Origin of the sequence: Corynebacterium uberis, assembly GCF_020616335.1 — a bacterium.
Lineage (GTDB): Bacteria > Actinomycetota > Actinomycetes > Mycobacteriales > Mycobacteriaceae > Corynebacterium > Corynebacterium uberis.
Genome location: NZ_CP085051.1, coordinates 995,855 through 1,022,839, shown reverse-complemented (window position 1 = coordinate 1,022,839; position 26,985 = coordinate 995,855). Strand labels below are relative to the sequence as shown.

Here is a 26,985-nt window from a genome sequence, read left to right as displayed (position 1 = left end):
TGCTAGCGGTCATGGTTGCGTGCACCATGCCCTTTACGCGTCCGACTTCTTGCGGTTGACGTTGAGCTGGTTCTTGCTCACCTGCGCCGCATCCAGCGCGTCCACCTCGGGCTCGTTGATCACGGGGGTGCCATCGGTGGTCTGGAAGGAGGAGCGGAACTCCTCGTTGGCCTTCAGCAGGGTCTGCTTGGACTCGTCAGACAGGGCGGCGCCGCCGTCAATCTGCTCGTAGACCTGCGGCTGGGTGGCGCGCAGGTGCTCCTGCAGCTCGGCCTCGTAGCGGCGAACGTCTTCGACGGGAACGTCATCGAAGACGCCTTCGCCAGCCAGCCAGATGGAGATCATCTGGTATTCCACGGGCTGCGGGGAGCTCTCCGGCTGCTTGAGCAGCTCGACGAGGCGCTGGCCACGCTCGAGCTGAGCCTTGGACGCGGCGTCCAGGTCAGACGCGAAGGTGGCAAAAGCCTCCAGGTCGCGGTAGGCGGCCAGGTCCAGACGCAGGGAGCCTGCGACCTTCTTCATGCCCTTGGTCTGGGCGGCGCCACCGACGCGGGAGACGGACACACCGACGTTGATGGCCGGGCGAATGCCCTGGTTGAACAGGTCAGACTCAAGGAAGACCTGGCCATCCGTAATGGAGATGACGTTGGTGGGAATGAACGCGGAGACGTCATTGGCCTTGGTCTCAATGATCGGCAGTGCGGTCATCGAACCGGAGCCCATGTCATCGGAGAGCTTGGCCGCGCGCTCCAGCAGACGGGAGTGCAGGTAGAACACGTCGCCGGGGTAAGCCTCGCGTCCCGGCGGGCGACGCAGCAGCAGCGAAATGGCGCGGTACGCCTCCGCCTGCTTGGTCAGATCATCGTAGATGACCAGGACGTGGTTGCCCTGGTACATCCAGTGCTGGCCCAGGGCCGCGCCGGAGAAGGGCGCCAGCCACTTAAAGCCAGCGGAGTCAGAGGCCGGGGCCGCCACGATCGTGGTGTACTCCAGGGCACCGCGCTCCTCCAGGGTGCGGCGCACCGAGGCGATGGTGGAACCCTTTTGGCCAATGGCGACGTAGATGCAGCGCACCTGCTTGTTCTTGTCGCCGGATTCCCAGTTGGCCTTCTGGTTCAAGATGGTGTCAATGCACACCGCGGTCTTGCCGGTCTTGCGGTCGCCGATGATCAGCTGACGCTGGCCGCGACCGATGGGGGTCATCGCGTCGATGGCCTTGATGCCGGTCTGCATGGGCTCATCGACGGGCTTGCGCTGCAGCACGGATGGTGCCTGCAGCTCGAGCACGCGCTCTTCCTCGGCCTCGATGGGGCCCAGGCCGTCGATCGGCTCGCCCAGGGGGTTAATCACGCGGCCGAGGAACTTGTCTCCGACCGGGATGGACAGGACTTCGCCTGTCCGCTTGACCTCGTCGCCCTCCTTGAGGGACTCGTAGTTGCCCAGCACCACGACGCCGATGCGGTCGGCCTCGAGGTTCTGCGCGACGCCGATGACGCCGCCGGGGAACTCCAGCAGCTCATTGGCCATCACGGACGGCAGGCCCGAAACCTGGGCAATGCCGTCAGCGGTGGAGATGACCACGCCGACCTCCTCACGGGAGGCCTCCGCGGAGAAGCTCGAGGTGTAGTTCGCTATCGCGCTACGGATCTCATCGGAGGAGATCGTCAGCTCCGCCATGTTCTTCCTGCTCTCGGTTGTTTCGTCCAATTTGTCTTCGTGTACTTCTCGCCTGGTCTTGAGGAATTAAGACACCCGCGCCATGTCGGCGCGCAGGCGTGCGATCTTGGCGGCGATGGAGCCGTCGATAAGCTCATCACCCACCCGCACGCTCAACCCGCCCAGCAGCGACTCGTCGATGACCGTGTGCACGGAGATCTCGGTGCCATAGACCTGGCCGAGCTTCTGTGCCAGTGCTTCGGTCTGCTGCGCAGACAGGGCGCTTGCCGACGTCACCCGCGCGACGGTGTGTCCCCGCACTGCGGCTGCGCGCTCGGAGAGCGCATCCACATCGTCGATGGGGTTGAACTCGGGCCGGCCAATGGCCTGCAGCACCAGCGTCTCCGTGAACATGGTGACCTTGCCATACAGCACGGAGGCCGCCAGGGAGCGCTTCCGCTCGGGGTCGGTGGCCTTATCCGAAAGCAACGCGGTCAGCTCCGGCTCGCGGTCCAGCACGCGGGCGAGCTCGAAGAGCTCGCTTTCCACGGTCTCCAGCTTGCCGTCCAAGCGGGCGCCCACCAGCAGAGCCTGACGGCCCAGGTCAACCAATCCGTCGCGCAATTCGCGAGGGGTGGACCACTGCTGGGTCACCGCGGCCTCCAGGACCTGCTGCGTCTCTGGGGCCACTGCGGAGGCAAAGACGTCGCGTACCAACCCAGCGCGAGCAGAAGCTGGCGCTGCTTGATCGGCGATGGCGACGCGCAGCTGACGATCACCGTCGAGTACCTCGACGGCGTCGAAAAGCTGCGTGCCCACGGTGGCGGCCTGGGCGACGGTGGTGATCTGGGAGTCCAGCTGATCGCTCAACGCTGCGAGTGCTTCACGGCTTGCTGCGTGCATGTCGCTCACTTTCCTGCCGAAACGGGCGTTGCCAGGGAGTCAAGGTCGGCGAGGAAGGAGTCAATAGTCCCGGCCTGCCGGGACGACTCGGACAGCTCGCCGCCGAGCAGCTTTTCTGCCAGCGAGATGGAGGTCTGGCCCATCTCCTGACGCAGCTCGGAGACCACTTGCTGGCGGGAAGCCTGCAGCTGCTTTTCACCGCTTTCCACGATGCGCTGCGACTCCTGCGTCGCCTGCTCCTTGATCTCAGCCTCGATCTGCTTGCCGCGCTCGCGCGCCTGCTCGCGGATCTCGGCGGCCTCTGCGCGGGCGTCGGACAGCTGGGAGTTGTACTTCTCCAGCGCTGCCTTGGCCTCCGCTTGGGCAGCCTCAGCACGCTGGATACCGCCTTGAATGCGATCCTCACGTTCGCTGAGGACCTCCTGGAACTTCGGCAAAACGAACTTCCAAAAGACCAGCAGGATAATGATGAAGCACACCAATGACCACACGAGGTCATAGTTCTTCGGAAGCAGCGGGTTGACAGCTTCCTCCATGGGAAGGTGTTCCGCTGATTCGGAAGCCAGAACGTAGAGAACGTCCTTCATCTGTTCCTATCCTTCTTTGTCGGGTGGATTCTAGGGCTAGCCGGTAGTGGCTAGTACTAGAACAGGAAGCCCGCGACCAGGCCGATGAGGGCCAGGGCCTCGGTGAAGGCGATGCCCAGGAACATGGTGGTACGCAGGGTGCCGGCCATCTCGGGCTGGCGAGCCATGCCCTCGAGGGCCTTGCCCACGAGGATGCCGATGCCCACGCCCGGGCCGATGGCGGCGAGGCCGTAGCCGATGGCGCCGAAGCCCTTGAACTGCGAGACAGCGTCAGCGGCGAGGATGATTTCTTGCATTTTAGAGTCGTTCCCTTTCTTGGTGCTCCTGTGGGCGAGGTTCCCGCAGAGGCGAAATTGGTGAGGTTGTGGGAGGGTGAGCACCTCAGGCGCCGTTAGGGACGCCCTGAGGACTCATCAGTGTTCGTCAGCATGCAGCGACAGCTCGATGTACACGGCCGAAAGCAGGGCGAAAATGTACGCCTGCAAGAAAATGACCAGGAGCTCGAACAGCGAGAATGCCAAAGCGGCGAGCAGCGTTGCCGGTGCCAATGCCGTCCAGCCATTCATCTGCCAGAAGAAGAAGTTAGTGGCGGAGAACAGCAGCACCAGAATCAGGTGACCGGCCAGCATATTCGCCATCAAACGGATGGTGAGCGTGGCCGGACGCAGAATGAAAGTGGAAAAGAACTCGATGGGGACCACCAGGAAGTGGAGAGCCCACGGAAGGTTGGGGATCACCAGCGAGGACTTCATGTACTTAAAAAAGCCGTAGCGCTTCGCTCCGGCGTAGATGAAGATCACGTAACCCACGAGGGCGAGCACCAACGGCATACCAATGCGCGCATTGGGTGACACGTTGAGGCCCGGAATGACCGACGGCAGGTTCATCGCGAAAACGAGGAAGAAGACGGTGGTCAGGAAAGGCAGGAAGCGGCGCCCCTCCTTACGCCCGAGGATCTCCTCAGCGATGTGCACCCGCACAAAGTCCAGGCAAATCTCGCCCACATTCTGCAGCCCCGACGGCACAACCTTGGGGTTGCGCATAGCCAGGACGAAGAAGATTGCAACAATCGCCGCCATCAACAGGCGAACGAACATCAGACGGTCGAGTGCGAACCAGCCTCCAGCGACGTCGTGTAGCACGAAGTCGCCAAAGGACTCTCCCGGGAAGAATTCGTGATCCAATGAAGGAGAGTGGAACTCACCCTTCATGGCCAAAGTTGTCGAGATCAGCGTTGTCTCCCGTACTCATGTCCACGCAGCGCCGTATCGTCGCCGCGTGGTGCGATGGACGTCTTTCCTGCTTCACTGGCGCCAACCTGCGACTCCGTCGCACGTCACAAGGTCAGACCAGGGGATAATCTCACCCCGTCACCGCCACGGCCAATCCAACAAAAGAAAGGCGCGGCAAAGTACTCGGGGCAACCCGGGGTATAGCGTATCAGCCCCGTGCACCTTTCGTTGACCCGGCCATACCCCCAAACACAGTTTTCCACCCCCGCGGCTGCACAAAACCCCAGGGCGTGGTTGCCAGATCGGAGCCCACCGCCCCCGAACGCCCCCCAATGGCCTACCCCATGCGGGGGTAGAATCTTTAGTTCTTTGCTTCCCGGTCCGGGTCCACATAGGGCTCCCGGGTGCGCACTACCCCCAAAGTCTCCGACGTGAGCACCACCACCAGCGCCGCCAACACCGTCACCACCAGGGCCGGACGGTGATAAAAGCTCAGCTGGCTCAGGTACCACATCACCCCCATGGCCACCACCATTTTGAGCAGCCAGCCACCCAGCACCACGGCCCCCAACACCCCAATGGACGACCGCGACGTCGCTGCCACGCTAAGGACCGTCAGCAGCATGAACGCACCCGCCACGGCCGCACCAACAAGCGCGCCCCACAGACCCGGAAGACCGGCCACCGCCGTCCACACCGCGGCCATGACCACCGTCAGGGCGATCAACGCCACCGCGCCCCAGCGCAGAGCTACCCGCAGCGGGCGCGGGGCGCCGCCCAGAAATCCATGATTCGTCTCAGTCACGCCCACCTACCCTACCGACCACGTGCATGGCGGCCGAGTTTGCCGTGGCGCAGTGGAATAAGCGTGGCAATAAACGCCCCTACCAGGGCCACAACCATGCCGCCCACTGCGACCACCCCGGGGACAAAGGAAAAGGAGACCGCGCCGAATGCGACCACGGACACCCACAGATAGAGCACCAGCACCGTGCGGCGGTGGGTGTGGCCTAAGGACAACAGCCGGTGGTGCAGGTGCATCCGGTCGGCGGAAAACGGCGAGCGGCCCTTGGACACGCGGCGCACCACCGCCATGACCAGATCCAGGACCGGGATGAACACCGCCGCGGCGACCACGATGATGGGGCTCATCAACGCGACCATATCCGCCGCGCCGTACAGGGACATATTGATCTTTCCCGACGCCGACGTGCTCGCCGCGGCCAGCAGCAAGCCGATGAGCATCGAGCCCGAATCCCCCATGAAAATCCGCGAGGGCTCGAAGTTGTGCGGCAAGAATCCCACGCACATGCCCACCAGGCCGGATGCGATGATCGCCGGCGGATAGGCAGACACCGCCCCGCCTTGATCGTGCAGCACCGTTAAGGAGAACACCAGGATTGCACCCCCGGCGATCAGCCCCAGGCCGGCCGCCAGGCCGTCGAGCCCGTCGACGAAGTTGATGGCGTTGACCAGCAGAACCGTAAAGATTGCGGTAAGCACCGTGGACTGGAACTGGTCCAGGACCACCGTCGTGCCATCGCGAACCGGGATGTAGAGCAGCGTCCAACTCAGCCCCAGCACGCTCATGACGATCGCGCCGAGGATCTGCCCGCCGAGCTTGGTCAGCGCGTCCAGCTCGTAGAGGTCATCGATGATTCCCACCACGACGATGACCAGACTCGCCCAAATCACCGCCGTCATCTCTGGGGTGACCGGCATGAAGCCGCGGGTCAAGGCCGGCAGTTGGTTGGCCAGGAAGATCGCGGCGGTAAAGCCGGTATACATGGCCACCCCGCCCAGTCGCGGGGTGGGCTGGGTATGCACGTCGCGCTTGCGGATCTCCGCGATCCGGCCCGTGCGCAGCATGAGGTAGCGCACCAGGCCGGTGCACAGGTAGGTAATCACCGCCGCGACTAAGATGACCAGGCCCAGTTCACGCAGCGGGACGCCGGCGGCCCCGCTGCCCATCTAGGAGGCCTCCAGCGCCGCGACTGGTATGTCTAGGACCTCCGCGATGCGCTCGGCCGAAACGGCACCGCTGCGCAGCACCCTTGGTTGGTCCCCAGACAGGTCCACGATGGTGGAGGGCTGGCCAATGGTGGCTTCTCCCCCGTCGAGGTAGACGGACACGGCATCGCCTAGTTGTTGGCGCGCAGACTCCACGCTGGTGGGGGCAGCCATGCCATGAAGGTTGGCGGAAGACACCGCCATGGGACCGGTCTGGCGCAGCAGCTCAACCGCTACGGGATGATTGGGCATGCGCACCATGACGGTGCCGCGAGTATCGCCCAAATCCCACGGCAGCGACGGGGCCTGGGCGACCACCACGGACAGCCCGCCGGGCCAGAACGCCTCGACGAGGGTGCGCAGCGTCGGCGAGTAGTGCGCGACGAGCCCCTGGACGGTGTCCCAGGACCCCACGAGCACAGGCACCGGGAAGTCCGGACCCCGGCGTTTGGTGGCCAGCAGCTGAGCCACCGCCTGGTTATTAAAGGCGTCTGCCCCCAGCCCGTAGACGGTGTCAGTGGGCAGCACCACGAGCTCTCCGGCTGCGACCGCGCGAGCGGCGGCTGGGATCGAGGCGGCGCGCGACGCCGCATCCAGGCAGTTGGCTATCTGGGCCATGCGAAAACCTCGGGCCTTTCTTTGTGCGTGTGGGATCGGGCCGACGTGGGTCTAGTTTATACGCGCACCGCGGTGACAAAGCGCGACCGCCCGCTCAAGTCCTTGACGTGCGCCAATTGACAAAAATCGCCGTGTGCTGCGAGGAGGTCGCGCACCTGGGTCGCCGTGGAGTCATCGTGTTCTATGCCCACTGCCCCGCCAGGGCGCAGCACGCGCGCGATGGGTTCTCGCAGCGCCGGAATCACGGTCAGGCCATCGGCCCCGGCAAAGACGGCGTCATGGGGGTCGCAGTAGACCTCCGGGTCGAGGTCAGGTGTCTCCGGGACGTAGGGCGGGTTGGTCACCACCACGTGGGCCTGGCCGTGCCAGTGCTCCAAAACAGAAGGGTCGGTGGCGTCTGCCTCAAGCAGGGTCACCCTTCCCTCGTAGGGGGCAAGGTTGCGCCGCGCATACGCGCAGGCGTGCGGGGAGCGCTCCACGGCGATGACGTGGGCATCCGGCACGGCGTGGGCAATGTAGGCGGCCAGCGCGCCCGACCCGGTACACAGGTCAACTACGAGGGGCTTATCGACGCCCCCCAGCGCCCGCACCGCCCAATCAGCCAGCACCTCCGTTTCCGGACGCGGGATGAACACCCCGGGGCCCACCGCAAGATCGAGCGGGCCGAAGGGCGCCACGCCCAGGATGTACTGGAGTGGCTCCCGGCTGGCGCGCCGCTGGATGGCCTCGGCGAAGCCGGCGGGCGGGCGCTCGCCTGCGCGCAGACCTACTTCCAGCGCACCGCACCCGAGGAGATGGGCGGCGATGAGGCGGGCGTCGACAAGCGGGCTAGCAACGCCTGCGGCGGCGAGGGTTGCTGCCGCCTCACGCAGCCATTCAGGGGTCACTGGGCCTCGAGGCGCTCGGCACGCTCGGCGGCTTGCAGCGCGGTGAACAAGTCGTCGAGGTTGCCATCGAGGACCTGGTCAAGGTTGTTGGCTTTAAAACCGATGCGGTGATCGGAGATGCGATTCTCCGGCCAGTTGTAGGTGCGGATGCGCTCGGAGCGGTCCATGGTGCGCACCTGGGCGTGGCGGCCTTCGGCGGCGGCAGCATCGGCTTCTTCCTCGCGCATCTGCTGCAGCCGGGCGGCCAACACCTGCAGGGCGCGGGCCTTGTTCTGGATCTGCGAGCGCTCCTTCTGGCAGGTCACCACCAGGCCCGTGGGCTCGTGGGTGATGCGCACCGCGGAGTCAGTGGTGTTGACGCCCTGGCCGCCCTTGCCAGACGAGCGGTAGACGTCGACGCGGATGTCCTTGTCGTCGATCTCCACCTGCTCGACCTCATCCGGCTCCGGGTAGACCAGCACGCCCGCGGAGGAGGTCTGGATGCGCCCCTGCGATTCGGTGACCGGCACGCGCTGGACGCGGTGGACGCCGCCCTCAAACTTGAACACGGACCACGCACCGTCGGGCGAGTTGCCCTTCGACCGGAAGGACAAGGTCATGTCCTTGACGCCGCCGAGGTCAGACTCGGACAGGCCCAACACCTCATAGGTGAAGCCGTGCTTGTCCGCGTACTTCTCATACATGCGCACCAGATCCCCGGCGAACAGGGCGGCTTCCTCCCCGCCCGCGCCGGCCTTGATCTCCATGATGATGTCATCACCATCGTGCGGATCGCGCGGGGCGAGCAGGTCCGCCAGAGACTCCTCGAGCTCGACCTCGCGGGCTGACAGACGCTCAGCCTCGGCGGCAAACTCGCGGTCCTCATGGGCCAGTTCCCGCGCCTCAGCCAGATCCGCGCGCACCTGCTCCAGCTCACGCGCCACGGTGACGGTGGGCTGCAGCTGGTTATAGCGCTTGGACAGCTTGCGGAACTGGTCCTGATCTCCAATGATCTCCGGGTCAGCCATCTGGGCCTCAATGCCCATGTACTCGGAGAGCACGTCATCGACGGCGGATACCTGATCGCTCATCTTAGGAATAGTCCTCCTCATCGTCCTTGTCCGCGGCCATCGGCGCCGAGGAAGCGACCTGCATGAGGAATTCCCCATTGGACTTGGTCTTCTTGAGCTGCTTGATCAACAGGTCAATGGCCTGCTGATTGTCCAAGGCCGCCAGGATGCGGCGCAACTTGTGCACCAGCCGGGCCTCCTCGGGGGCGAGCAGCAGCTCATCCTTCCGCGTGCCGGACGGTCCGACATCCACGGCCGGGAAGACCCGCCGCTCGGAGATCTTGCGGTCCAGCTTCAGCTCCGCGTTGCCGGTGCCCTTGAACTCCTCGAAGATCACGGTGTCGCCGGCAGAGCCGGTCTCCACCATCGCGGTGGCGATGATGGTCAGTGAACCGCCGTTTTCGATGTTACGGGCAGCACCCAGGAAACGCTTCGGCGGGTAGAGGGCGTTGGAATCCACACCACCGGACAGGATGCGTCCGGATGCCGGCGAAGAGTTGTTGTACGCCCGGCCCAGACGGGTGATGGAATCCAGCAGCACCACAACGTCCTTGCCCTGCTCCACCAGGCGCTTGGCACGCTCGATGGCCAGCTCGGCCACCGCGGTGTGCTCGCTCGGCGGGCGGTCGAACGTGGAGGCAATGACCTCCCCGTTGACGCTGCGCTGCATGTCGGTGACTTCCTCGGGGCGTTCGTCGACAAGCACCACCATGAGGTAGCACTCCGGATTGTTCCGGGAGATCGCGTTGGCAATGTTTTGCAGGATCGTCGTCTTACCGGCCTTCGGCGGGGAGACAATCAGTGCACGCTGGCCCTTGCCGATGGGCATGATCAGATCGATGACCCGGGTGGTCAGGATCTTCGGCTCAGTCTCCAAGCGCAGCCGCTTATTGGGATACAGCGGGGTGAGCTTGGAAAAGTCCGGACGGTTGCGGGCTTCCTCGACGGGCAGGCCGTTGATGGATTCCACACGCAGCAGGTTGTTGTACTTCTGCTTGTTGCGGCCGTGGCCGCGGGTCTGCAGCTGGCCCGGGCGCACCTGGCCCACCACGGCATCGCCGCTGCGCAGTCCGCAGCGCCGAATGAGCTGGTTGGGCACGAAGACATCCGAGGACGCCGCGTGGTAGCCGGTGGTGCGCACGAAGGCGACGTTGGCATCCACGACGTCGAGAATGCCCGCGACCTGCTGCAACTCCTCCGGGCGCTCCTCTGCGCCGGAGTCCCGGTAGTTCTCGCGGCCGTTATCCCGGTTGTTGTCCCGGTTATCAAAGTCCCGATCCCGGCCCCGCCGGCCCCGGCGGTTGCGCCGGCCCCGCCGGTCGCCCCGGTCACCACGGTCATTGCGATCGTTGCGGTCACCGCGGTCCCCACGATCCTGGGAACGGTTGTCCGACCGCCCGCCGCGTCCGCCCTCGCGGTGGGAATCCCCTTGGCCGTCGTTTTGCTGGTCCCCGCCGCGGTGGTCCCCGCCGCGCTGCTGGGCGCGGGCCCGGTTGCGGCGTGCACGTCGGGCCGCCGACCGAGACTCATAGTGCCCGTCCTGGCCGTCCTGGTGATCCTGATTGTCCCGGCTATCACGGTTATCCCGGTTGTCCCGGGAGGATTCGGATGCCTCCGCGCGGTCGCCTTCGGGCTGCGACTGCTGGGCGCGGTGCTCTTCGCGCGGCCGATCCTCGCGGTGGTCTTCGCGCGGCTGTGCCGGCTCGTGCGGGGCGGCACCGGCGGTGGATTCCGGCTGCGGCGCGCGCGCCCCCCTGCCCTCGATGGCTGCGATGAGTTCCCCCTTGCGCAGCCCTGATACCCCCTTGAGTCCGCGGTCCGCGGCTAGCTTGCGCAGCTCAGGGATGCGCAAGGTTGCCAAGCTCGACTGCTCGGAGCCACCCATGGGGGTGGTTAAATCCGGTGTGGTCACAAATGTCCTTTCGTCGCGTCCCCTGCAGCGCGTGTGCTTGGGTTAGCCACACGGCGCGGGCCCACGAGTGCATGCGGCATGCTCGTTGACGTGCAAATGTATGGGAATCATGGACCGCTGTCCTCGCAGGCAAGCACAACTGCGCTTGGGGTGCGGTGGTATGGATGCGGACGTTCCCCGACCCGTTCGGCAGCTGGTTCGCGGCTGCACAGCGACACTCCCAGCGCGGGGTTCGGTTGATCCACGCGAAAGTTTATCGCATGGGCACCGCTTTGGTGTCATTCAGGTCCCTCCGCGCGGCGGATGAGGGCCGCTATGGTGGTGGGCATGCAGTCCACCATGCAGGAGATCCCCCTGTCCGTCGCGCGGATCCTTCACTACGGCGCGACCGTGCACGGCGCAACCAAGATCACCACCTGGCACGAGGGCCAGCCCGTGGTGACCACGTTTAGCGCGGTCGCCGGGCGCGCGGCCGCCTTGGCCCATGCCCTGCACGATGAGCTTGGCATTACGGGCGATCAGCGGGTGGGCACCTTAATGTATAACTGCGCCGAGCACCTGGAGGCGCTTTTCGCGGTCACCTGCATGGGGGCGGTGTTTAACCCGTTGAATAAGCATCTGATGGCCGATCAGATCCAGCACATTATCAACCATGCAGAAGATGAGGTCATCATCGCCGACCCACGGCTGACCCCGCAGCTGTGCGCGGTCCTTGATGGCTGCCCGAGCGTGCGCGCCGTGGTGTTTTTGGGCGCCCAGCTGCCCTCCCCGTGCCCGCCGGTACCAGACGGCGTTGCGCTCTACTCCTATGAGGCGCTTCTCGACGCCCGCCCCACCACCTACGACTGGCCGATCCCGCAGGAAAGCGACGGGGCGGCGATGTGCTATTCCACCGGCACCACCGGCGCGCCGAAGGCGGTGGTCTACTCCCAGCGCTCCCTGTACTTGCAGTCCGTCACCCTGCGCACCACGGACTCCCTGGCGGTCTCCGCCGGGGTTTCCTTCCTGTGCTGCGTGCCCATTTACCACGTGCTCAGCTGGGGGGTGCCGCTGGCGTGTTTTATGGCAGGCGCACCCATGATCTTCCCGGACTCGGATGTTTCTGCCGCCACGCTGGCGGAGCTGATCGGCGCGACCCACCCGCGCGTGGCCCACGGTGTGCCCACCGTGTGGATGCAGCTGATGGTCCACTACCTGCACCACCCGCCAGAGCGGATGTCGCTGACGGAGATTTACGTCGGCGGCTCGCCCGCCCCGCCCATGCTCATCCGCATGTGGGAGGAGCGCTACGGCGTGGACATTGTGCACGTGTGGGGCATGACGGAAACCTCCACCGTGGGGACGGTGGCCCGCCCGCCGGCTGGCGTGTCCGGCGAGGCGCGCTGGGCCTACCGGATCAGCCAGGGCCGGTTCCCGCCCTCCCTGGACTACCGGGTGGTCAATGACGGCAAGGTGGTCTCCGCCACGGACCGTAACCAGGGTGAGATTCAGGTGCGCGGAAACCTGGTGACCGGCTCCTACTACCACTCCCCTGCGGAGGATGCGGGCGGGGCGGCGGCACACTTCCGCGGCAAGCCGGTCGAGGACGCCGATTCCCAGTTCACTGCGGACGGGTGGCTGCGCACGGGCGACGTGGGTTCGGTGACCTCGGATGGGTATTTGACCATCCACGACCGCGCCCGGGATGTCATCCGCTCCGGCGGCGAGTGGATCTACTCGGTGCTGCTGGAAAACCTCATCATGGATTCCCCGGAGGTTGTGGAGGCCGCCGTGATTGGCTACCCCGATAAGAAGTGGGGCGAGCGCCCGCTGGCGGTCACGGTGCTTCATGAGGGGGTGGACCCCACCGCGCGCACCGCCGAGCACCTGCGCGACCAGCTGCGCGATCAGCTCCCCAATTGGATGCTGCCGGAGTATTGGACGTTTGTGGAGCGCATCGACCGGACCTCGGTGAACAAGTTTGATAAGAAGGATCTGCGCAAGCACGTGCAGGCCGGAGAGTTTGAGGTGATCGCCTTGCGGGGCCCCGGACGGGGGTCCACGGCGGCTAGCTCAGCCGCCCCCGCTTGAGACGAACCCACTTAAACCCATAAGTTAAAGGGAGAGTTTTTTACCCATATATGCCGGAGAGAACGTGAGATCATGACCGTGGTTGACGCAACACGCCAAGCACCGAAGCCCACTACCGAGCTCTTTCGCGAGTCTTTGCACTTAAGCCCCCGGCAGCGTGAGGTCCTCGACGCCCTGCACACCTTCCCGGACGGGGCCACCGTCGCCGAGCTGTCCAAGCAGCTGGGAATGCACGCCAACACGGTGCGCGGGCATCTTGATGAATTGCAGATGCAGGGTGCCGTACGGCACCGCCAGGCCCCCATCACCGGCCGCGGGCGGCCGACCTTGATTTTTAGCACCCGCCTTCCGGACAATCGCGCCATCGCGCACGAGTATTTGAGCCTCATTGCGGAGCTGGCCGATACCATCGACCCGCAGCAGGCCCAGCTGGTTGGCCAGCGCTGGGCGCACACCATGGCCGGGGATGAGGACTACTCCGACCCGGAAGAAGCAATTAATCGGGTCTTTTCGCGCCTGCGCGATTTGGGCTTCGACCCCGAGCTTATCGACGCCCCCGCGCCCGCCGAGCCCACCACAATCTGCCTCAATGCGTGCCCCTTCGCCCGCGCCGACGGGGTGCCCTCGGTGTCCATCTGCCACGTCCACGAGGGGTTCCTGCGCGAGCTGCTCGCCCAGGGCCGCGCCCTGGATTCTGAGCTTGAGCCCCTGCGCGCCGATCACACCTGCCGGATCCACCTGCGCCCGACCGCCGCGTAGGCCACCTGCCCGCCATGCTTTTCGTGCGCTCGGTGGCGCTGGAGGCGTCGATAAGCAGGAGCCACCTGCCCGCCGCACTGCACGCGCTGACGCAGCGCCCGCTTAAGCTGCGCGCCCCGGTGACGATCCTGAGTGGCGATAACGGCGCGGGCAAATCCACCCTGCTCGAAGCCATCGCCCGGGCCATGGGCTTCCACGGCCGCGGCGGGCCACGGGGGATGCTGGTCACGCAGACCCATGAAACCCAAGATGTGCACGATTACCTGCGGATCAGCCGCGGCGGCTCCCCGCGCGACGGGTACTTCCTGCGCGGCGAAACGCACCTGGACATCGCGCGGACCTACCGCGATGACATCGAGGGGGCTCCCGACCTGCTGGCCCGCAGTCACGGCGAGTCCGTCATGCACATCCTGCGCCACCGCTGCGGCGGCGATGGGCTCTACATTTTCGACGAACCTGAAGACGGCCTGTCGGTGCTGCGCCAGCTGGAGGCCTTAGGCATCATCGCCACCCTCGCGCGCGCCGGCTCCCAGGTGCTCATGGCTACACACTCTCCCATCCTGTTGGCCGTCCCGGACGCGCAGATTGTGGAGCTGACCAGTACCGGAATCCGCGCGCAGTCCTATGAACAGACCCAGGCGGTGCGCGATGCCCGCGAGTTCCTCTCCGACCCGGAGGGCACCGCGGAATTCCTTAGCGCCGAGGAGGAACCATGAGCGGGCTGTTCGTCGAGTCCTTCCGCTTCCATGACGCCCACTGGCGCCACCGCGACCTGCCCGCCTGGGCGGCGAGCGCCCCAGCTGTGCGCGCCGTCCGCGACGCCGGGGCACTGGATTTAGCCCGCCCTGTCACCCTGCTGACCGGCGACAACGGTGTGGGCAAATCCACCCTGCTGGAAGCCATCGCCGTCAGCTGCGGGTTCGACCCTAGCGGCGGGGCCTACGGGCTGCCGCGTGCCGATGTGGGGCTGCGCGAAGAGTCAGTCTTTGCCGGCATCGGCGCCGCCATCCGCGGCACCCGCGCGATGGGCGGCTACTTCCTGCGCGCAGAAACCCACCTAGCCACCGCGTCCACCAGCCTGGACCCCAACGGCACGCTCCTGCGTTACCGCAGCCACGGGGAATCGCTTCTCGACGTCGCGATGGATCGCTTCCACAGCAACGGACTGTTCCTCCTCGACGAACCCGAGGCGGGACTATCCACCGTGCGGCAGATGGCGCTGCTGGCCATCATCGCGCGCACCGCGGACGCGGGTGGCCAATACGTCATAGTCACCCACTCTCCCGTCGTGCTGGCCATCCCAGGCGCGCGCATCATCGAATTTCACGCGGGCGGCACCATGGACACCCTGCCACTGTGCGAGACGCTGGCGTTTCGCGCCTGGGAGGACTTCCTGGCCGACCCGGTGGGCATGGCCGACTACATGGCCGACTACTGCGCGGACACTACAGCGTGACGCTCAACCAGCCGCTCATCCAGATAAACGCCACCCGAGCGATACCCGCAGTCACAATGAACAGCAGGCACATCGTGAGGTATGCCGGCCCCAGGCGCCGGCCCCACCACGCAAATCCTGCGACCATGAGGCTGCACACCCCACAGATGATCATGGCGATGGGGGCAGGCACGGCGAGGCTGGCCACCAGCCCGACGAGGACGACTGCGTAGAGGGAGAACACAGCGCGGATCTGGGACGAAGGGGATGCAGAATTCATCACGCCTCCGATACCAGGTTGACCAAAAAGATGGTTAACGCCGCGTGGATGATGCCGATGGCAACGGCCGCCAGGCCCACTGCCATGAGCCCCGGCCTGCCGCGCAGCTTCCCGACCTGCCACGCGGCAACGACAATCAGCGCGGCGGTGGCTGGCACCGCGAGCCACACCCACGGCAGGTACGCCAACGGTGCGCACACGAACACGGCGATCATGGCCAGCCACAGCGGGCGATGATCTGATAGTGAAGTCACCCTATCCATGCCCCCCTACAGTACCTACGACGCGACCGTCACGTCTGCCGCACCGGCGACCTGTAGCTCGTGGACGGCGAGGCCGGCGGAGCGGGCGTCGTCAAGTATTGCCTCCTCGACCGGCTCCGTGGACAGCACCATGACCGTCGAGCCCGCCCCGGACAGGTACGCCGCGTAGCCCCGGTTGCGCAGGCGATTGACCCACTCCGCGGTCACCGGCAGCACGTCCGCGCGATAGGGCTGATGCAGCCTGTCGCGGGTGCCCTCCCACAGCAACTCCGGATGCGACTGAATGGCCACCGTCATCACCGCCGCGCGCGAGACGTTAAAACGCGCATCCGTGTGCGTGACGTGGCTGGGCAACACCCGGCGCACCGCCTGGGTAGAGGCATGCGAATCCGGGACCAGGGCCGTGGCGATGATGTCCGGGTGCACCGGGATGCGCACCGCACGGTAGACCGGCAGGGATTGCCCGTCGACGGGAATCTCCGTCCAGGACACCACCGCGCCGCCCAGAATGGAGGCCGCCGCGTTATCCGGATGGCCCTCAAACGCCGAGGCCAGCTGCACCACCTTCTCGGTGTCCAAAGGATTGCCGGCCAGGCCATTGGCCGCCAGCACGCCCGCCGCAGCGGCGGCTGCCGAAGAGCCCAAGCCGCGAGACTGCGGAATCACGTTGGTGCACTCCACCCGCAAACCCGGCGCGCTGACCCCCGCTGCGGTCAAGCCCGCCTGGATGGCGCGCACTACCAGGTGCGAGGAGTCCCGGGGAAGATCATCGGCTCCCTCGCCGTGGATGATGATCTCCAGGCCGGACTCGGTGACCTCCACGGTCACCGTGTCATACATGCTCACCGCCAGGCCCAGGGTGTCAAAGCCCGGGCCCAAATTCGCCGAGGACGCCGGAACCTTCACCGTGACGGTGCGGCCGACCTCAATGTCAACGCTCACTTCATCGATCTCCTGCCCTACTCGCTGCCTGACTGCCTGACCTACTCGGCCAGCCTGATGACGCTTTCCACGGACAACACATCCGCGGATGCGCTCAAGGCAGCCACCGTGTCGGCCAGATCGCGCTCCGCAGCCGTGTGGGTGACCAGGATCAGCCGGGCGGTCTCCCCGGACTCTTCCTGGCGCACCGTGCGCAAGGAGATCCCCCGCTTGGCGCAGATGGCAGAGACATCAGCCAGCACGCCGATGCGGTCCCGGACAACCATGTCGATGTGATACCGGGTGGGAACGTCACCAAAATCTGCCACCGGCAGGTTGGCATAGGTGGACTCGCCCGGCGCCCGGCCACCGTGGACCTTGTTGCGGGCAGCGCCGACCACATCACCCAGCACCGCAGAGGCCGTGGGGTTGCCGCCGGCACCGTTGCCGTAGAACATCAGGCGTCCGGCTGCCTCGGCCTCCACGAAGATCGCGTTGTAGGACTCAGAGACGCTGGCCAGGGGGTGGTCCCGGCTAATCAGGGTGGGGTGCACGCGCGCAGACACGGACTGGTGTCCTTCCTCATCGGTGAGCTTTTCACAGATGGCTAGCAGCTTGATGGTGTGACCGGATTCCTTCGCCGCCGCAATATCCTTGGCGGTGATCGCGGTGATGCCCTCGCAGTAAACGTCCGAGGCCTTCACCCGAGTGTGGAAGCCCAGGGAGGCCATAATCGCCGCCTTGGAGGCCGCGTCATAGCCCTCCACGTCCGCGGTGGGGTCCGCCTCCGCGTAGCCCAGGCGGGTGGCCTCAGCCAGCATGTCGTCATAGCTGGCGCCGGTGGAGTCCATGGCGTCCAGGATGAAGTTGGTGGTGCCGTTGACAATGCCCGCAATGCGCTCGATCTGATCGCCGGCCAGGGAGCGGCGCAGCATGCCCACCACCGGGATGGCGGCGGCCACGGCGGCCTCGAAGTAGAGGTCCACCCCGGCCTCCTCTGCCGCGGCGGCAAGCTCATCTGCGTGCGCGGCCACCAGCGCCTTATTGGCCGTGACCACGGACTTGCCCGCCTTGAGCGCCGCGAGCACCAGCTTGCGCGGGTAGTCGATCCCGCCGATGACCTCCACGACGATGTCCACGTCATCGCGGTTGATCAGGGCCATGGCGTCATCGGTCAACAGCTCCGGGTCCACCCCGTCGCGGGACTTGGACAGGTCCGAGACGGCCACGCCGCGCACCTCAAGCGGCCCGCCGATGCGGTGGGCGAAGGCGTCGGCGTTATCGAGCATGAGGCGCAGCACCTGAGAGCCCACGGTGCCAAAGCCCAAAATGGCAATGCCCACCGGCTGGCCTTCGCCCTTGCCCTGATTAAAACCCTGACCGTTAGTACTGGTCATCTCTCTCCCCAGTCATCGCCGACAACACGTGTGTGCGGCCCGGTTCTCCCGAGCCATGCAGCCACTATAGACCAAGCAGTCTAATCGTGGTATCTGGGGCGGCCCGCGAGCCGTGATTAGGGCGGTTTAAGCCTCCAACGCGAGGATGTCTGCCACCGTCTCCCGACGCACCATGAGCGTGGCTTGACCGTCCTTGACGCTCACCACCGCCGGGCGGCCAAAGGAGTTATAGCGCGAAGACATGGCGTAGCAATAGGCCCCCGTGGCGGGCAAAGCCACCAGGTCACCTGCACAAATGTCGTCCGGGGCGGCGAGCGAATCCACCAGAATGTCCCCGGCCTCGCAGTGCGAGCCCACCACGCGGGTGGTCACCGGGGTGCCGTGAACCAGGCGGCCCACCACGCGGATGTCATACTCCGCCCCGTAGAGCGCGGGGCGAATATTATCCGACATGCCGCCGTCCACGGCGACGTAGCGGCGCGTCTTGTCCGCGGCGATGTGGACGTCCTTGACGGTGCCCACCTCATAGACCGTCACCGTCGACGGGCCGGCAATCGCGCGCCCCGGCTCGACGGTCACCGTGGGCTCCGGGAGCCCGAAATCGCGGGCGTGGCCGGCTACCCGGCGCAGCAGGTCGCGGGCCACCGCAGAGACGTCCAGGGCCACCTCATCGGTGGTGTAGGCGATGCCATAGCCACCGCCCAAGTCCAGGTGCGACAGCTGGGCGGCGAGCCCCGCGCGCCCGCCGGGGTGGCTGGGACCGAGGTCGTCGATAATGCGCTCCAGCAACCCCAGCACCCGCTCGGCGGCAAGGGAGAAGCCCTCCGCATCAAAGACCTGCGAGCCCACGTGGCAGTGCAGGCCGGCCAGCCGCAAAGAAGACGAGTCCAGCACCTGGCGGGCAGCCTCGAAGGCCGAACCGCTGGCCAGGGAGAAGCCAAACTTCTGATCCTCGTGCGAGGTGGCAATGAACTCGTGGGTGTGGGCCTCAATGCCCGGCTTGACGCGCACCAGCACGTCTTGCACCACGCCGCACTCGGCAGCGATGTCCGCTAGGCGCTCCAGCTCCTGGAAAGAATCAAGCACCACCCGACCAACCTTCTCGGTGACCAGGCGGCGCAGGAAGCCGCGCGACTTGTTGTTGCCGTGGGCGGCAATGCGGGCGGCCGGGAAATCCGCCGCGCGGGCGATGAGGAACTCGTTTTCACTGGCCACATCCAGCGACAGGCCTTCCTCATCGACCCAGTGGGCGATCGTGCGGGTGAGAAACGCCTTGCTGGCGTAGTGGACATGCTCCGGGGCCCCGAAGGCGGCAGCCATGTCCCGCATCCGGGAGCGCATGTCCTGCTCATCTACCACCATCACCGGGGTGCCAAACTCGGCGACGATGTCAGGCAGCGCCACCCCGGCAATGGTCACGGCGCCATCGGCACGCCGGCGCGCGCCCCGCGGCCACACGTGCGCGGGAAGGTCGTTGAAGTCAGCTGCGGGGGGCATGTCCATGAGGGGCGTCGGTTCCTTGATTTAACTGGGATAACTGAAGACAAGAAACACCAGTATCGCTGACAACCCCGGCCCACACCAAGCCGAGGTTGGGTGTGGGCCGGGGCCGGGTGGGCCGGGGTCGGGTGGGCCGGAGCCTGAAGTGCGGCGAGCCTTAGGGCACCATCCAGCCCAGCACCGCGGTGGATTGCAAGAAGACCAGCAGGCCCATGCCCACCAGCAGCAACAGCGAGTAGCGGGCAGCGGAGCTCAAGATGCGCCCCTCCCCGCCTTCCATGTTGGTGGCGCCGGCGGCAATCGCCGCGGTCTGCGGGGAGATCATCTTGCCCAGCGTGGCACCGGAGGTGTTGGCCGCCACCAGCAGGTTCGGGTCCACGCCCACCTGTCCGGCGGTGGTGGCCTGCATCTGGGCAAACAGCGCGTTGGACGACGTCGCCGAAGCCGTCACGGCAGTACCCAGCCAGCCCAGCACCGGGGAGATGAAGGGGAAGGCCGCACCGGTGGCGGCCAGCAGCGCGCCAATCGCGGCGGTCTGGCCGGAGAAGTTCATCACGTAGGCCAGCCCCATCACCGAGGCGATGGTCAGGTAGGACCACTTCATCCGGTTGACACCGCGGATCAGCTCGCCGAAGCCCTTGGCATAGCCCAGGCGGTAGCGCCCACCAGAGTGGCAGGCGGTGTAGACCACCACGGTGATTACCGCGCAGATGGCCAGGATGGTGCCTGGGCTAGACAGCCAGTTGAAGTTGAACACCGGCGAGGAGGAGGCCTCCCCGGAGGCGGTCAGCAGGTTGCCGTGCAGGCCCGGCCACTTGATCTTCTTATCGGTCGACGCCAGCGCGCCCGGCACGTCCACGCCCCAGGTCCACAGCTTGGTCACCGCGAAGACGACCACGATGAGCAGGTATGGGAACAGCGCCAGGCCGATGCGCCCGGGCTCCAGGCTGCCCGTGGACTGGTCCACGTGGGAGGCCTGATCCTCCGGGGTGGTCGGCGCCCACACGCGCAGCAGCGCCAGTCCGGCGGCCAGGGACAGCAGGCAGGCGACCACGTCGGTCAGTTCGTAGGTGAAGTAGTTGGAGGCCAGGAACTGCCCGCCACCAAAGGAGATGCCCAGGACGATGGCCATGGGCCAGCACTGCTTGAGCCCGCGCATCCCGTCCATGATCAGGCACAGCACCAGCGGGACGACCAGGGCCACCACGGAGACCTGGCGGCCGGCCATGGCGGCAACCTCGGTGGGGACCAGCTGGGCCAGTCCGGCGGCGGTGGTCACCGGGATGGCCATGGCGCCGAAGGCCACCGGGGCGGCGTTGGCCACCACGGTGACCAGGACCGCCTTGAGCGGGTCCATTCCGATGGCCAGCAGCATGGCGGCGACGATGGCCACCGGGGCGCCGAAACCGGCGAGAGCTTCGAGCAGCCCGCCGAAGGCGAAGCCGATGAGCATGGCCTGGACGCGCATGTCGCCGCGGCCGACCTTGGAGAAGATCAGGCGCAGGTCCTCGAAGCGCCCGGAGGCGACGGTGAGGTCATAGATCCACACCGCCATGATGATGATGTAGACGATGGGGAATACGCCGAAGCAGATGCCTTGGCTCAGCGAGAGTGCGGCGAGCCCGGCGGGCATGGAAAAGAGGGCGACGGCGATGATCAGGCCTACGCCCACGGCGCCGAGGGCTGCCCAGTGGGCTTTCCATTTCAGGCCCATGAGCAAGGCAAAAAATGTCACCAGCGGGAGGATTCCCGCGAGGGCGGACAGCGCGACGTTGCCGGCGACGGCGTCGGTACGCGCGGTGTACTCAGCGGCGAGCACTGAGAGGGACTGCGGATCCACGTGGAACGCCTTTCACAAAGATTTTTAAAAGGTGGGCAGGTCAAAAACTCGAATTTTTATCGACGTGGTGTTGACGTTGTGTATTGTCGCACCTTTTTTCAGGCTATTCCACAGGATTACCCCCGCGCGTTGCTCCACCATCGAATGGTCACCCCTTTTTGCTAGCCCCGCTCCACGTCCCTCACTGTGACGTTGGACACATTCACACGAGGCGCCCACTTCCGGACATCTGACATCCCCCCTGCGTCCGCCCCTCAGGCCCCGAACTACCCCCGCGAGAAACACTGATCATCCCAATTAAACAACGCCCGTGTTGCGTAAATCCGCAGGTAGGAAGGGTTGCCTGCATACTTTTCTCCCACGAGGCGCATTAGGGTGAGAAGGGTCACCCGGCCCACCACCTCCGGTACCCCCGGTGGGCAACCCGACCACAGGAGCATTCATGCGAGTAGCACTCTTCTCCACGTGCATCGGCGACGCACTGTTTCCCGACGCCCACAAGGCCACCGCGTTAATTCTCGCGCGCCTGGGCTGCGACATCGTCTACCCCGAGGCCCAGACCTGCTGTGGCCAAATGCACATCAATACCGGCTACCAAAAAGAAGCCGTGCCCATCATCCGCACCTATGCCGACGCATTTGCGGACCCTTCCATCGACTACGTCGTCGCCCCTTCCGGCTCCTGCACCGGCGCCGTGCGCGAACAGCACGTCCGTATCGCCCAGCGCTACGGCAACTCCGCGCTTGTCGACGCCGCCGAACGCGCCGCGAACAAGACCTACGACCTCTCCGAATTCCTCGTCGACGTCATGGAAACCACCCAGCTGGGAGCCTGGTTCCCCCACAAGGTCACCTACCACACCTCCTGCCACTCCCTGCGCTTCATCGAGGTCGGCGAACGCCCCTTTAAGCTGCTGCGCAACGTCGAAGGGCTGGAGCTGGTGGACCTTCCCAATAGTGAGGAATGCTGCGGATTCGGCGGCACCTTTGCCATCAAGAACGCAGAAACATCTGCCGCCATGGTCTCCGACAAAGTCCGCCACATTAAGGAAACTGGCGCCGAATTTGTCACCGCCGGCGATTCTTCCTGCCTGATGAATATCGGCGGAACCATGTCCCGCCAACGCAACGGCATCCGCGCCATCCACATGGCAGAAATCCTGGCCTCCACCAAGGCCCACCCGTGGACCCCGGAGAAGGCCGCCTACAAGAGGGAGGCCATGCTGTGAGCATTGCACTCGGCTCCCCGGCCATGCCGCCACGCGCCCCGCACTCGCCGGGCCACCTGCGCGGCAAGACCGGTTTCGTGCGCGCCGCGCACGACGAATTAGACAACGCCACCCAACGGCGCAACCTGAAAAACGCCACCACCACCATCCGCAACAAGCGGGCCAACGTGGTCGCGGAATGCCCGGACTGGGAGGACCTGCGCGAGGCCGGCTCCGGCATCAAGCGCGACGTCGCCGCCCGGCTGCCGGAGCTGCTCGAACAGTTCGAGGCCGCCGTCACCGCCCGGGGCGGACACGTCCACTGGGCCCGCGACGCCGCCGAGGCTGGCCGCATTGTCACCGAACTGGTGCAGGCCACCGGCGAGAAGCACGTGGTCAAGATCAAGTCCATGGCCACCCAGGAAATTGCGCTCAATGACCAGCTTGAGCAGGCCGGCATCTCCGCCCAGGAGACGGACTTGGCCGAGCTGATCGTCCAGCTGGGCCACGACACCCCCTCGCACATCCTGGTGCCCGCGATCCACCGCAACCGCGCGGAGATCCGCGACATCTTTGTCCGCGAGATGCCCGACACGGATGAGTCCCTGTCCACCGAGCCCGCCGAGCTAGCCGAGGCCTCCCGCCTCTACCTGCGCCAGCAGTTCATGGAGGCCAAGGTGGCCATCTCCGGCGCCAACTTTGGCGTGGCGGAGACCGGCTCCATCACCATCGTCGAATCCGAGGGCAATGGCCGGATGTGCCTGACCCTGCCGGAGACCCTCATCTCCGTGATGGGCATTGAAAAGATCGTGCCCACCTTCCAGGACCTGGAGGTCTTCCTCCAGCTGCTGCCCCGCTCCTCTACCGGCGAGCGCATGAACCCCTACACCTCCCTGTGGGCGGGTGTCACCCCGGGTGACGGGCCGCAGAACTTCCACCTGGTGCTGCTGGACAACGGGCGCACCGCGGCGCTGTCCAACCCCATCGGGCGCGAGGCGCTCAAGTGCATCCGCTGCTCCGCGTGCCTCAACGTCTGCCCGGTCTACGAGCGCGCCGGCGGGCACGCCTACGGCTCGACGTACCCGGGCCCCATCGGGGCGATCCTCACCCCGCAGCTCACCGGCATCGACTCGGTGGACGATCCGTCCGCCTCGCTGCCGTACGCGTCCTCCCTGTGCGGGCGCTGCGACTCGGTGTGCCCGGTCAAGATCCCGATCACCGACGTCCTGCTGGAGATGCGCCACCAGAAGATCAGCCACCACAAGCCCAAGATCGAGGGCGCAATCCTCGGCGCGGCAGGGCTGGCCATGGGCCACTCCGGGCTGTGGAACCGGCTCATGCGCGTCGTGCGCGCCGGGCGCCTGCTCGGCGGGTTCAACCAGACCATTACGCACCTGCCCAGCTTCCTGTCCGGCTGGACGAACGTGCGGGACACGGCCGTTCCGCCCAAGCAGTCCTTCCGCCAGTGGTGGGAGTCCGACGAGGCCCGTGATCTGCTCGAACAGGCGCGCGCCGAGGGCATTCCCACCCACGAGACCGTGGAGGAGCAGGACCGATGACCACCACCGCCAAAAAGGAAATCCTGGCCCGCATCCGCAACGCCCAGCAGCTGTCGGGCACCCCGCAGCGCTACGAGGCGCAGCGCACTTACGTCCGCTCCACGGACATGGGCCGCGACGAGCTGCGCGAGCTGCTCATCGACCGCCTCATCGACTACAAGGCTGAGGTAGTCACCGCCACCGGGGATTCGCTTGCCGACGTCCTCGCCGCCACGCTGCACGACAAGTCCTGCAAGCAGGTGCGCTACGCCGAAGGGCTCGACCCCGCACTCTTCGCCGGATTCGACGGGCAGGCCAGCGCCGATGACCGCACCGTGGACCCGCGCACCCTCAACGACGTGGACGCCGTGGTCACGGACTCCCACGTCAGCTGCGCCCAGACCGGAACCATCTGCCTGATGTCCAACCCGGTGTGCGGGCGCCGCGCCCTGACCCTGGTGCCTGACCGCCACGTGTGCATCGTGCGCATGGACACGGTCGTCTACGGCGTGCCAGAGATGATTGGCCGGCTCGATGCGTCGGCCCCGGTGACCATGATCTCCGGGCCATCGGCCACCTCCGATATTGAGCTCGCCCGCGTGGAAGGCGTCCACGGCCCGCGCGATCTCATCGTCATCGTGGTGGATTAGCCTCTGTACCGCTAGCCGCCACCAACCGCCACCAGCTTCCCGGCTGGTGGCGGTATTTTTTGTGCAATACCTCGCCGGCGCGCCGGGGTGGAAACCGCCCCCTTGCTGCGGCGTACGTTCGTACACTAGGCCTTTTCGCCAGTTCATTCATAGCATCTTTAACTGTGTTCGAGATCTCACGCGGTCTCGATTGTTTCCCAGCACAGGTAAGGACGCCTAGTGAACATCACCGACACCCCCAACGCGGTGGGCACTGCTAACGCCACCGAGGACGTGTACCACCACATCAAGCCGGGCCGCACCCGCGCGCCCCTGCTGCGCTACTTCCGCTTCAACCTGCCCCGGCTAACCAAGGCCGCGCTGCTGGCCTGCATCGCCGTGTGCGCAGCGTGCGCCGCCGGCGTGGCACGCAGCAGCCACCTGCCCTTCGCCCACGGCCAGATCGCCCTGTGGCTGGTAGTCGCCGCGGCCGTCATCTTCCTTGCCTTCGGGCTGTGCACCCAGCTGCGCGTCTGGGACCTCGGCGCGCTGGTCGCCTCCGGCGCCTTGGTCGTCTACATCGGCGGGCTGGTCGGCACCGCCCCCTACGTGGGCAACGGTGCCTCCGTGGAACTGGCCGCCACGTGGAACCTCATGGCGCTGTCCGCGGTGGCCTACCTGGTCCTGCGCGCGGCCCTCGGCTACGGCATCCTCGTCGCCTGGCCGGATACCCAGGGCTTTACGGACTAGCCTCCCCCACTCACCAGCACTAAGGACCGAAAACACTGACCATGATTTACGACTTCCCCTGGTGGCTCCGCGCAGAGCACTTTGTCAACATCATCTTCATCACCTTCTTCATCCGCTCCGGAATTGAAATCCTGGGCACATTCCCCCGCCTGCACACCTCCATTCACACCCCCGCGGGCAAGCAGTGGGCCGAATTCACCATCAAGTCCAAGCCCAAGCACAAGTACTACGCCGTAGGCAGCGAATACGAGGACTACTCCCCCCTGATCTCCCTTCCCGGCAAGGGCCTGCTGGGACAGGGCCGCTACTGGCACTTCATGATGGTCATGGGCTTTGTCACCTGCTTCGTCGCCTACTACGTGGCGCTGGCCGTCACCGGGCAATGGCGCCGGTACATCCCCGCCAGCTGGGACGTCTTCCCGCAGGCCGGCCGGGACATCATTAGCTACCTGGCCTTCCAGGTCCCCGAGCACATGCCCGGCTACCCCTTCAACGCCGTCCAGCAGCTGTCCTACGCGGTGATCATCCTCATCATGCCGGCCTTCATGATCTTTACCGGCATGTTCCAGTCCCCCGCCGTCAACTCCCACTGGCCCAAGATCACCCGGGCACTCGGCGGGCGTCAGATGATCCGCACCCTGCACTGGTGGGGGCTGATGGTCTACGTGGTGTTCATTGTCATCCACGTGGCCATGGTCATCGCCCACGGCTTTGGCACGGAGGTCTCCAAGATGGTCTTCGGCCACACCGACTCGCCGCTGGCCGCCGCCGTGATCTTCTGCCTGGGCCTGGCGCTGGTGGTCTTCCTCCACGTGGTGGCCACCAAGACCTCGCTGAACAACCCGCGGTTGGTCGAGCGCATCCACAACGTGGTGGTGCGCCCCCTGACCCGGCAGCTGATGAAGCTGAAGTCCCGGCAGGACTACTCGCCGGAGGCCACCACGGCGCACTTCCGGGCCTCCGGATGCCCGCCGGAAAATGACGAGTACGTCGCGCTGGTCGCCCACGGCTATGAGGATGACTACTACCTGGAGATCGGTGGGCTCGTCGAGCGCCCCATGACGCTGACCCTGGCCCAGCTGCGCGAGATCGCCGACGGCTACAGCCAGACCACCATGCACAACTGCGTGCAGGGATTCTCCTCGGTGGGCCAATGGTCCGGCGTGCCGCTGGCCCGGCTGCTCGAGCTGGCCCGCCCGCTGCCCGGCGCCACCGACGTGGTGTTTGGCTGCTTCCAAAACATGGGCCGCGATGACGCGATCTATCCGGAGGGCTGGTACTACGAATCCGCCCCGATGATGGAGGCCACCCAGCCGCAAACACTCATCGCCATCGGCCTCGACGGCAAGGACATTCCCATCAAAAACGGCGCGCCGGTGCGGCTGCGCCAGGAGATTTCCACCGGCTTCCGCTCCGCCAAATGGGTCGAGCGCATTGAGGTCGTCGGCCGCTATGACGTCATTGGCAAGGGCCGCGGCGGCTGGTTCGAGGACTTTGACAACTACGACCGCATGCAAATGATCTAGAAAGGAGAACCCCCAC

At 65.8% G+C, this 26,985-nt stretch carries 26 protein-coding genes; 9 read left to right on the top strand and 17 right to left on the bottom strand.

The window, feature by feature from the left end:
* Positions 1 to 33: 33 nt before the first annotated feature.
* From atpA to rho, 11 genes are all read right to left on the bottom strand, one after another.
* Positions 34 to 1,677, bottom strand: a complete 1,644-nt coding sequence (atpA, locus tag LH390_RS04760; protein ID WP_227282380.1) for a F0F1 ATP synthase subunit alpha — start codon at positions 1,675 to 1,677, stop codon at positions 34 to 36.
* 66 nt (positions 1,678 to 1,743) lie between these two features.
* Positions 1,744 to 2,559 carry a F0F1 ATP synthase subunit delta gene (locus LH390_RS04755; protein WP_227288288.1) on the bottom strand — a complete coding sequence of 272 codons (816 nt, stop codon included), beginning with the start codon at positions 2,557 to 2,559 and terminating at the stop codon, positions 1,744 to 1,746.
* Positions 2,560 to 2,564: 5 nt separating this feature from the next.
* Positions 2,565 to 3,146, bottom strand: coding sequence for a F0F1 ATP synthase subunit B (locus LH390_RS04750; RefSeq protein WP_227282382.1), 582 nt, complete (start codon positions 3,144 to 3,146; stop codon positions 2,565 to 2,567).
* A 56-nt stretch (positions 3,147 to 3,202) separates the two neighbouring features.
* Positions 3,203 to 3,442 (bottom strand): ATP synthase F0 subunit C, encoded by a 240-nt coding sequence (locus LH390_RS04745; protein ID WP_227282383.1) that lies wholly within the window; start codon positions 3,440 to 3,442, stop codon positions 3,203 to 3,205.
* Between the two features lie 117 nt (positions 3,443 to 3,559).
* The gene (atpB, locus tag LH390_RS04740) at positions 3,560 to 4,357 is read right to left on the bottom strand and encodes a F0F1 ATP synthase subunit A (protein ID WP_227282384.1); all 798 of its coding nucleotides are present in this window, start codon (positions 4,355 to 4,357) and stop codon (positions 3,560 to 3,562) included.
* 382 nt (positions 4,358 to 4,739) lie between these two features.
* Positions 4,740 to 5,183 carry a Cg1360 family ATP-synthase-associated protein gene (locus tag LH390_RS04735; RefSeq protein WP_227282385.1) on the bottom strand — a complete coding sequence of 148 codons (444 nt, stop codon included), beginning with the start codon at positions 5,181 to 5,183 and terminating at the stop codon, positions 4,740 to 4,742.
* Positions 5,184 to 5,194: 11 nt separating this feature from the next.
* Positions 5,195 to 6,349, bottom strand: a complete 1,155-nt coding sequence (locus tag LH390_RS04730; protein WP_227282386.1) for an MraY family glycosyltransferase — start codon at positions 6,347 to 6,349, stop codon at positions 5,195 to 5,197.
* Positions 6,350 to 7,006: an L-threonylcarbamoyladenylate synthase gene (locus LH390_RS04725; protein WP_227282387.1), complete on the bottom strand. Its 657-nt coding sequence runs from the start codon at positions 7,004 to 7,006 to the stop codon at positions 6,350 to 6,352.
* A gap of 56 nt (positions 7,007 to 7,062) precedes the next feature.
* Entirely contained in the window at positions 7,063 to 7,893 is an 831-nt protein-coding gene (gene prmC, locus LH390_RS04720; RefSeq protein WP_227282388.1) for a peptide chain release factor N(5)-glutamine methyltransferase, read from the bottom strand.
* Entirely contained in the window at positions 7,890 to 8,963 is a 1,074-nt protein-coding gene (gene prfA, locus LH390_RS04715; protein ID WP_227326856.1) for a peptide chain release factor 1, read from the bottom strand. The genes prmC and prfA overlap by 4 nt, the downstream gene beginning before the upstream one ends.
* 1 nt (position 8,964) lies before the next feature.
* A complete protein-coding gene (gene rho / locus LH390_RS04710; protein WP_227282621.1) occupies positions 8,965 to 10,827 on the bottom strand; it encodes a transcription termination factor Rho in 1,863 nt (620 codons plus the stop codon).
* Between the two features lie 354 nt (positions 10,828 to 11,181).
* Between rho and LH390_RS04705 the strand changes: the two genes are divergently transcribed.
* The 4 genes from LH390_RS04705 to LH390_RS04690 all read left to right on the top strand — a co-directional run bounded on the left by LH390_RS04705 (position 11,182) and on the right by LH390_RS04690 (position 15,139).
* Positions 11,182 to 12,924: a long-chain fatty-acid--CoA ligase gene (locus tag LH390_RS04705; protein WP_227282390.1), complete on the top strand. Its 1,743-nt coding sequence runs from the start codon at positions 11,182 to 11,184 to the stop codon at positions 12,922 to 12,924.
* Positions 12,925 to 12,996: 72 nt separating this feature from the next.
* Positions 12,997 to 13,683: a helix-turn-helix transcriptional regulator gene (locus tag LH390_RS04700; protein ID WP_227282391.1), complete on the top strand. Its 687-nt coding sequence runs from the start codon at positions 12,997 to 12,999 to the stop codon at positions 13,681 to 13,683.
* 14 nt (positions 13,684 to 13,697) lie between these two features.
* On the top strand, positions 13,698 to 14,399 hold the full coding sequence (locus LH390_RS04695) for an AAA family ATPase (RefSeq protein WP_227282392.1): 702 nt from the start codon (positions 13,698 to 13,700) through the stop codon (positions 14,397 to 14,399).
* A complete protein-coding gene (locus tag LH390_RS04690) occupies positions 14,396 to 15,139 on the top strand; it encodes an AAA family ATPase (protein ID WP_227282393.1) in 744 nt (247 codons plus the stop codon). Before LH390_RS04695 ends, LH390_RS04690 begins: the two co-directional genes overlap by 4 nt.
* Here LH390_RS04690 and LH390_RS04685 read toward each other — a convergent pair.
* The 6 genes from LH390_RS04685 to LH390_RS04660 all read right to left on the bottom strand — a co-directional run bounded on the left by LH390_RS04685 (position 15,129) and on the right by LH390_RS04660 (position 21,319).
* Positions 15,129 to 15,401, bottom strand: coding sequence for a hypothetical protein (locus LH390_RS04685; protein ID WP_227282394.1), 273 nt, complete (start codon positions 15,399 to 15,401; stop codon positions 15,129 to 15,131). The genes LH390_RS04690 and LH390_RS04685 overlap by 11 nt on opposite strands.
* The gene (locus LH390_RS04680) at positions 15,398 to 15,652 is read right to left on the bottom strand and encodes a hypothetical protein (protein WP_227282395.1); all 255 of its coding nucleotides are present in this window, start codon (positions 15,650 to 15,652) and stop codon (positions 15,398 to 15,400) included. Before LH390_RS04680 ends, LH390_RS04685 begins: the two co-directional genes overlap by 4 nt.
* A gap of 24 nt (positions 15,653 to 15,676) precedes the next feature.
* Positions 15,677 to 16,603 carry a homoserine kinase gene (gene thrB / locus LH390_RS04675; protein WP_227282396.1) on the bottom strand — a complete coding sequence of 309 codons (927 nt, stop codon included), beginning with the start codon at positions 16,601 to 16,603 and terminating at the stop codon, positions 15,677 to 15,679.
* A 41-nt stretch (positions 16,604 to 16,644) separates the two neighbouring features.
* The gene (locus LH390_RS04670; RefSeq protein ID WP_227282397.1) at positions 16,645 to 17,979 is read right to left on the bottom strand and encodes a homoserine dehydrogenase; all 1,335 of its coding nucleotides are present in this window, start codon (positions 17,977 to 17,979) and stop codon (positions 16,645 to 16,647) included.
* A 126-nt stretch (positions 17,980 to 18,105) separates the two neighbouring features.
* Positions 18,106 to 19,476, bottom strand: coding sequence for a diaminopimelate decarboxylase (gene lysA / locus LH390_RS04665; protein ID WP_227282622.1), 1,371 nt, complete (start codon positions 19,474 to 19,476; stop codon positions 18,106 to 18,108).
* A 160-nt stretch (positions 19,477 to 19,636) separates the two neighbouring features.
* The gene (locus tag LH390_RS04660; protein ID WP_227282398.1) at positions 19,637 to 21,319 is read right to left on the bottom strand and encodes an L-lactate permease; all 1,683 of its coding nucleotides are present in this window, start codon (positions 21,317 to 21,319) and stop codon (positions 19,637 to 19,639) included.
* Positions 21,320 to 21,761: 442 nt separating this feature from the next.
* On the opposite strand from LH390_RS04660, the gene LH390_RS04655 reads away from it, so the two are divergent.
* From LH390_RS04655 to LH390_RS04635, 5 genes are all read left to right on the top strand, one after another.
* The gene (locus tag LH390_RS04655; RefSeq protein WP_227282399.1) at positions 21,762 to 22,547 is read left to right on the top strand and encodes a (Fe-S)-binding protein; all 786 of its coding nucleotides are present in this window, start codon (positions 21,762 to 21,764) and stop codon (positions 22,545 to 22,547) included.
* A complete protein-coding gene (locus tag LH390_RS04650; RefSeq protein WP_227282400.1) occupies positions 22,544 to 24,085 on the top strand; it encodes a lactate utilization protein B in 1,542 nt (513 codons plus the stop codon). Before LH390_RS04655 ends, LH390_RS04650 begins: the two co-directional genes overlap by 4 nt.
* The gene (locus tag LH390_RS04645; protein WP_227282401.1) at positions 24,082 to 24,714 is read left to right on the top strand and encodes a LutC/YkgG family protein; all 633 of its coding nucleotides are present in this window, start codon (positions 24,082 to 24,084) and stop codon (positions 24,712 to 24,714) included. The genes LH390_RS04650 and LH390_RS04645 overlap by 4 nt, the downstream gene beginning before the upstream one ends.
* A 219-nt stretch (positions 24,715 to 24,933) precedes the next feature.
* Complete coding sequence (locus LH390_RS04640; RefSeq protein WP_227282402.1) at positions 24,934 to 25,443, top strand: hypothetical protein; 510 nt, start codon at positions 24,934 to 24,936, stop codon at positions 25,441 to 25,443.
* A gap of 41 nt (positions 25,444 to 25,484) precedes the next feature.
* Positions 25,485 to 26,969 (top strand): molybdopterin-dependent oxidoreductase, encoded by a 1,485-nt coding sequence (locus tag LH390_RS04635; protein ID WP_227282403.1) that lies wholly within the window; start codon positions 25,485 to 25,487, stop codon positions 26,967 to 26,969.
* The last annotated feature ends 16 nt before the right edge of the window (positions 26,970 to 26,985 follow it).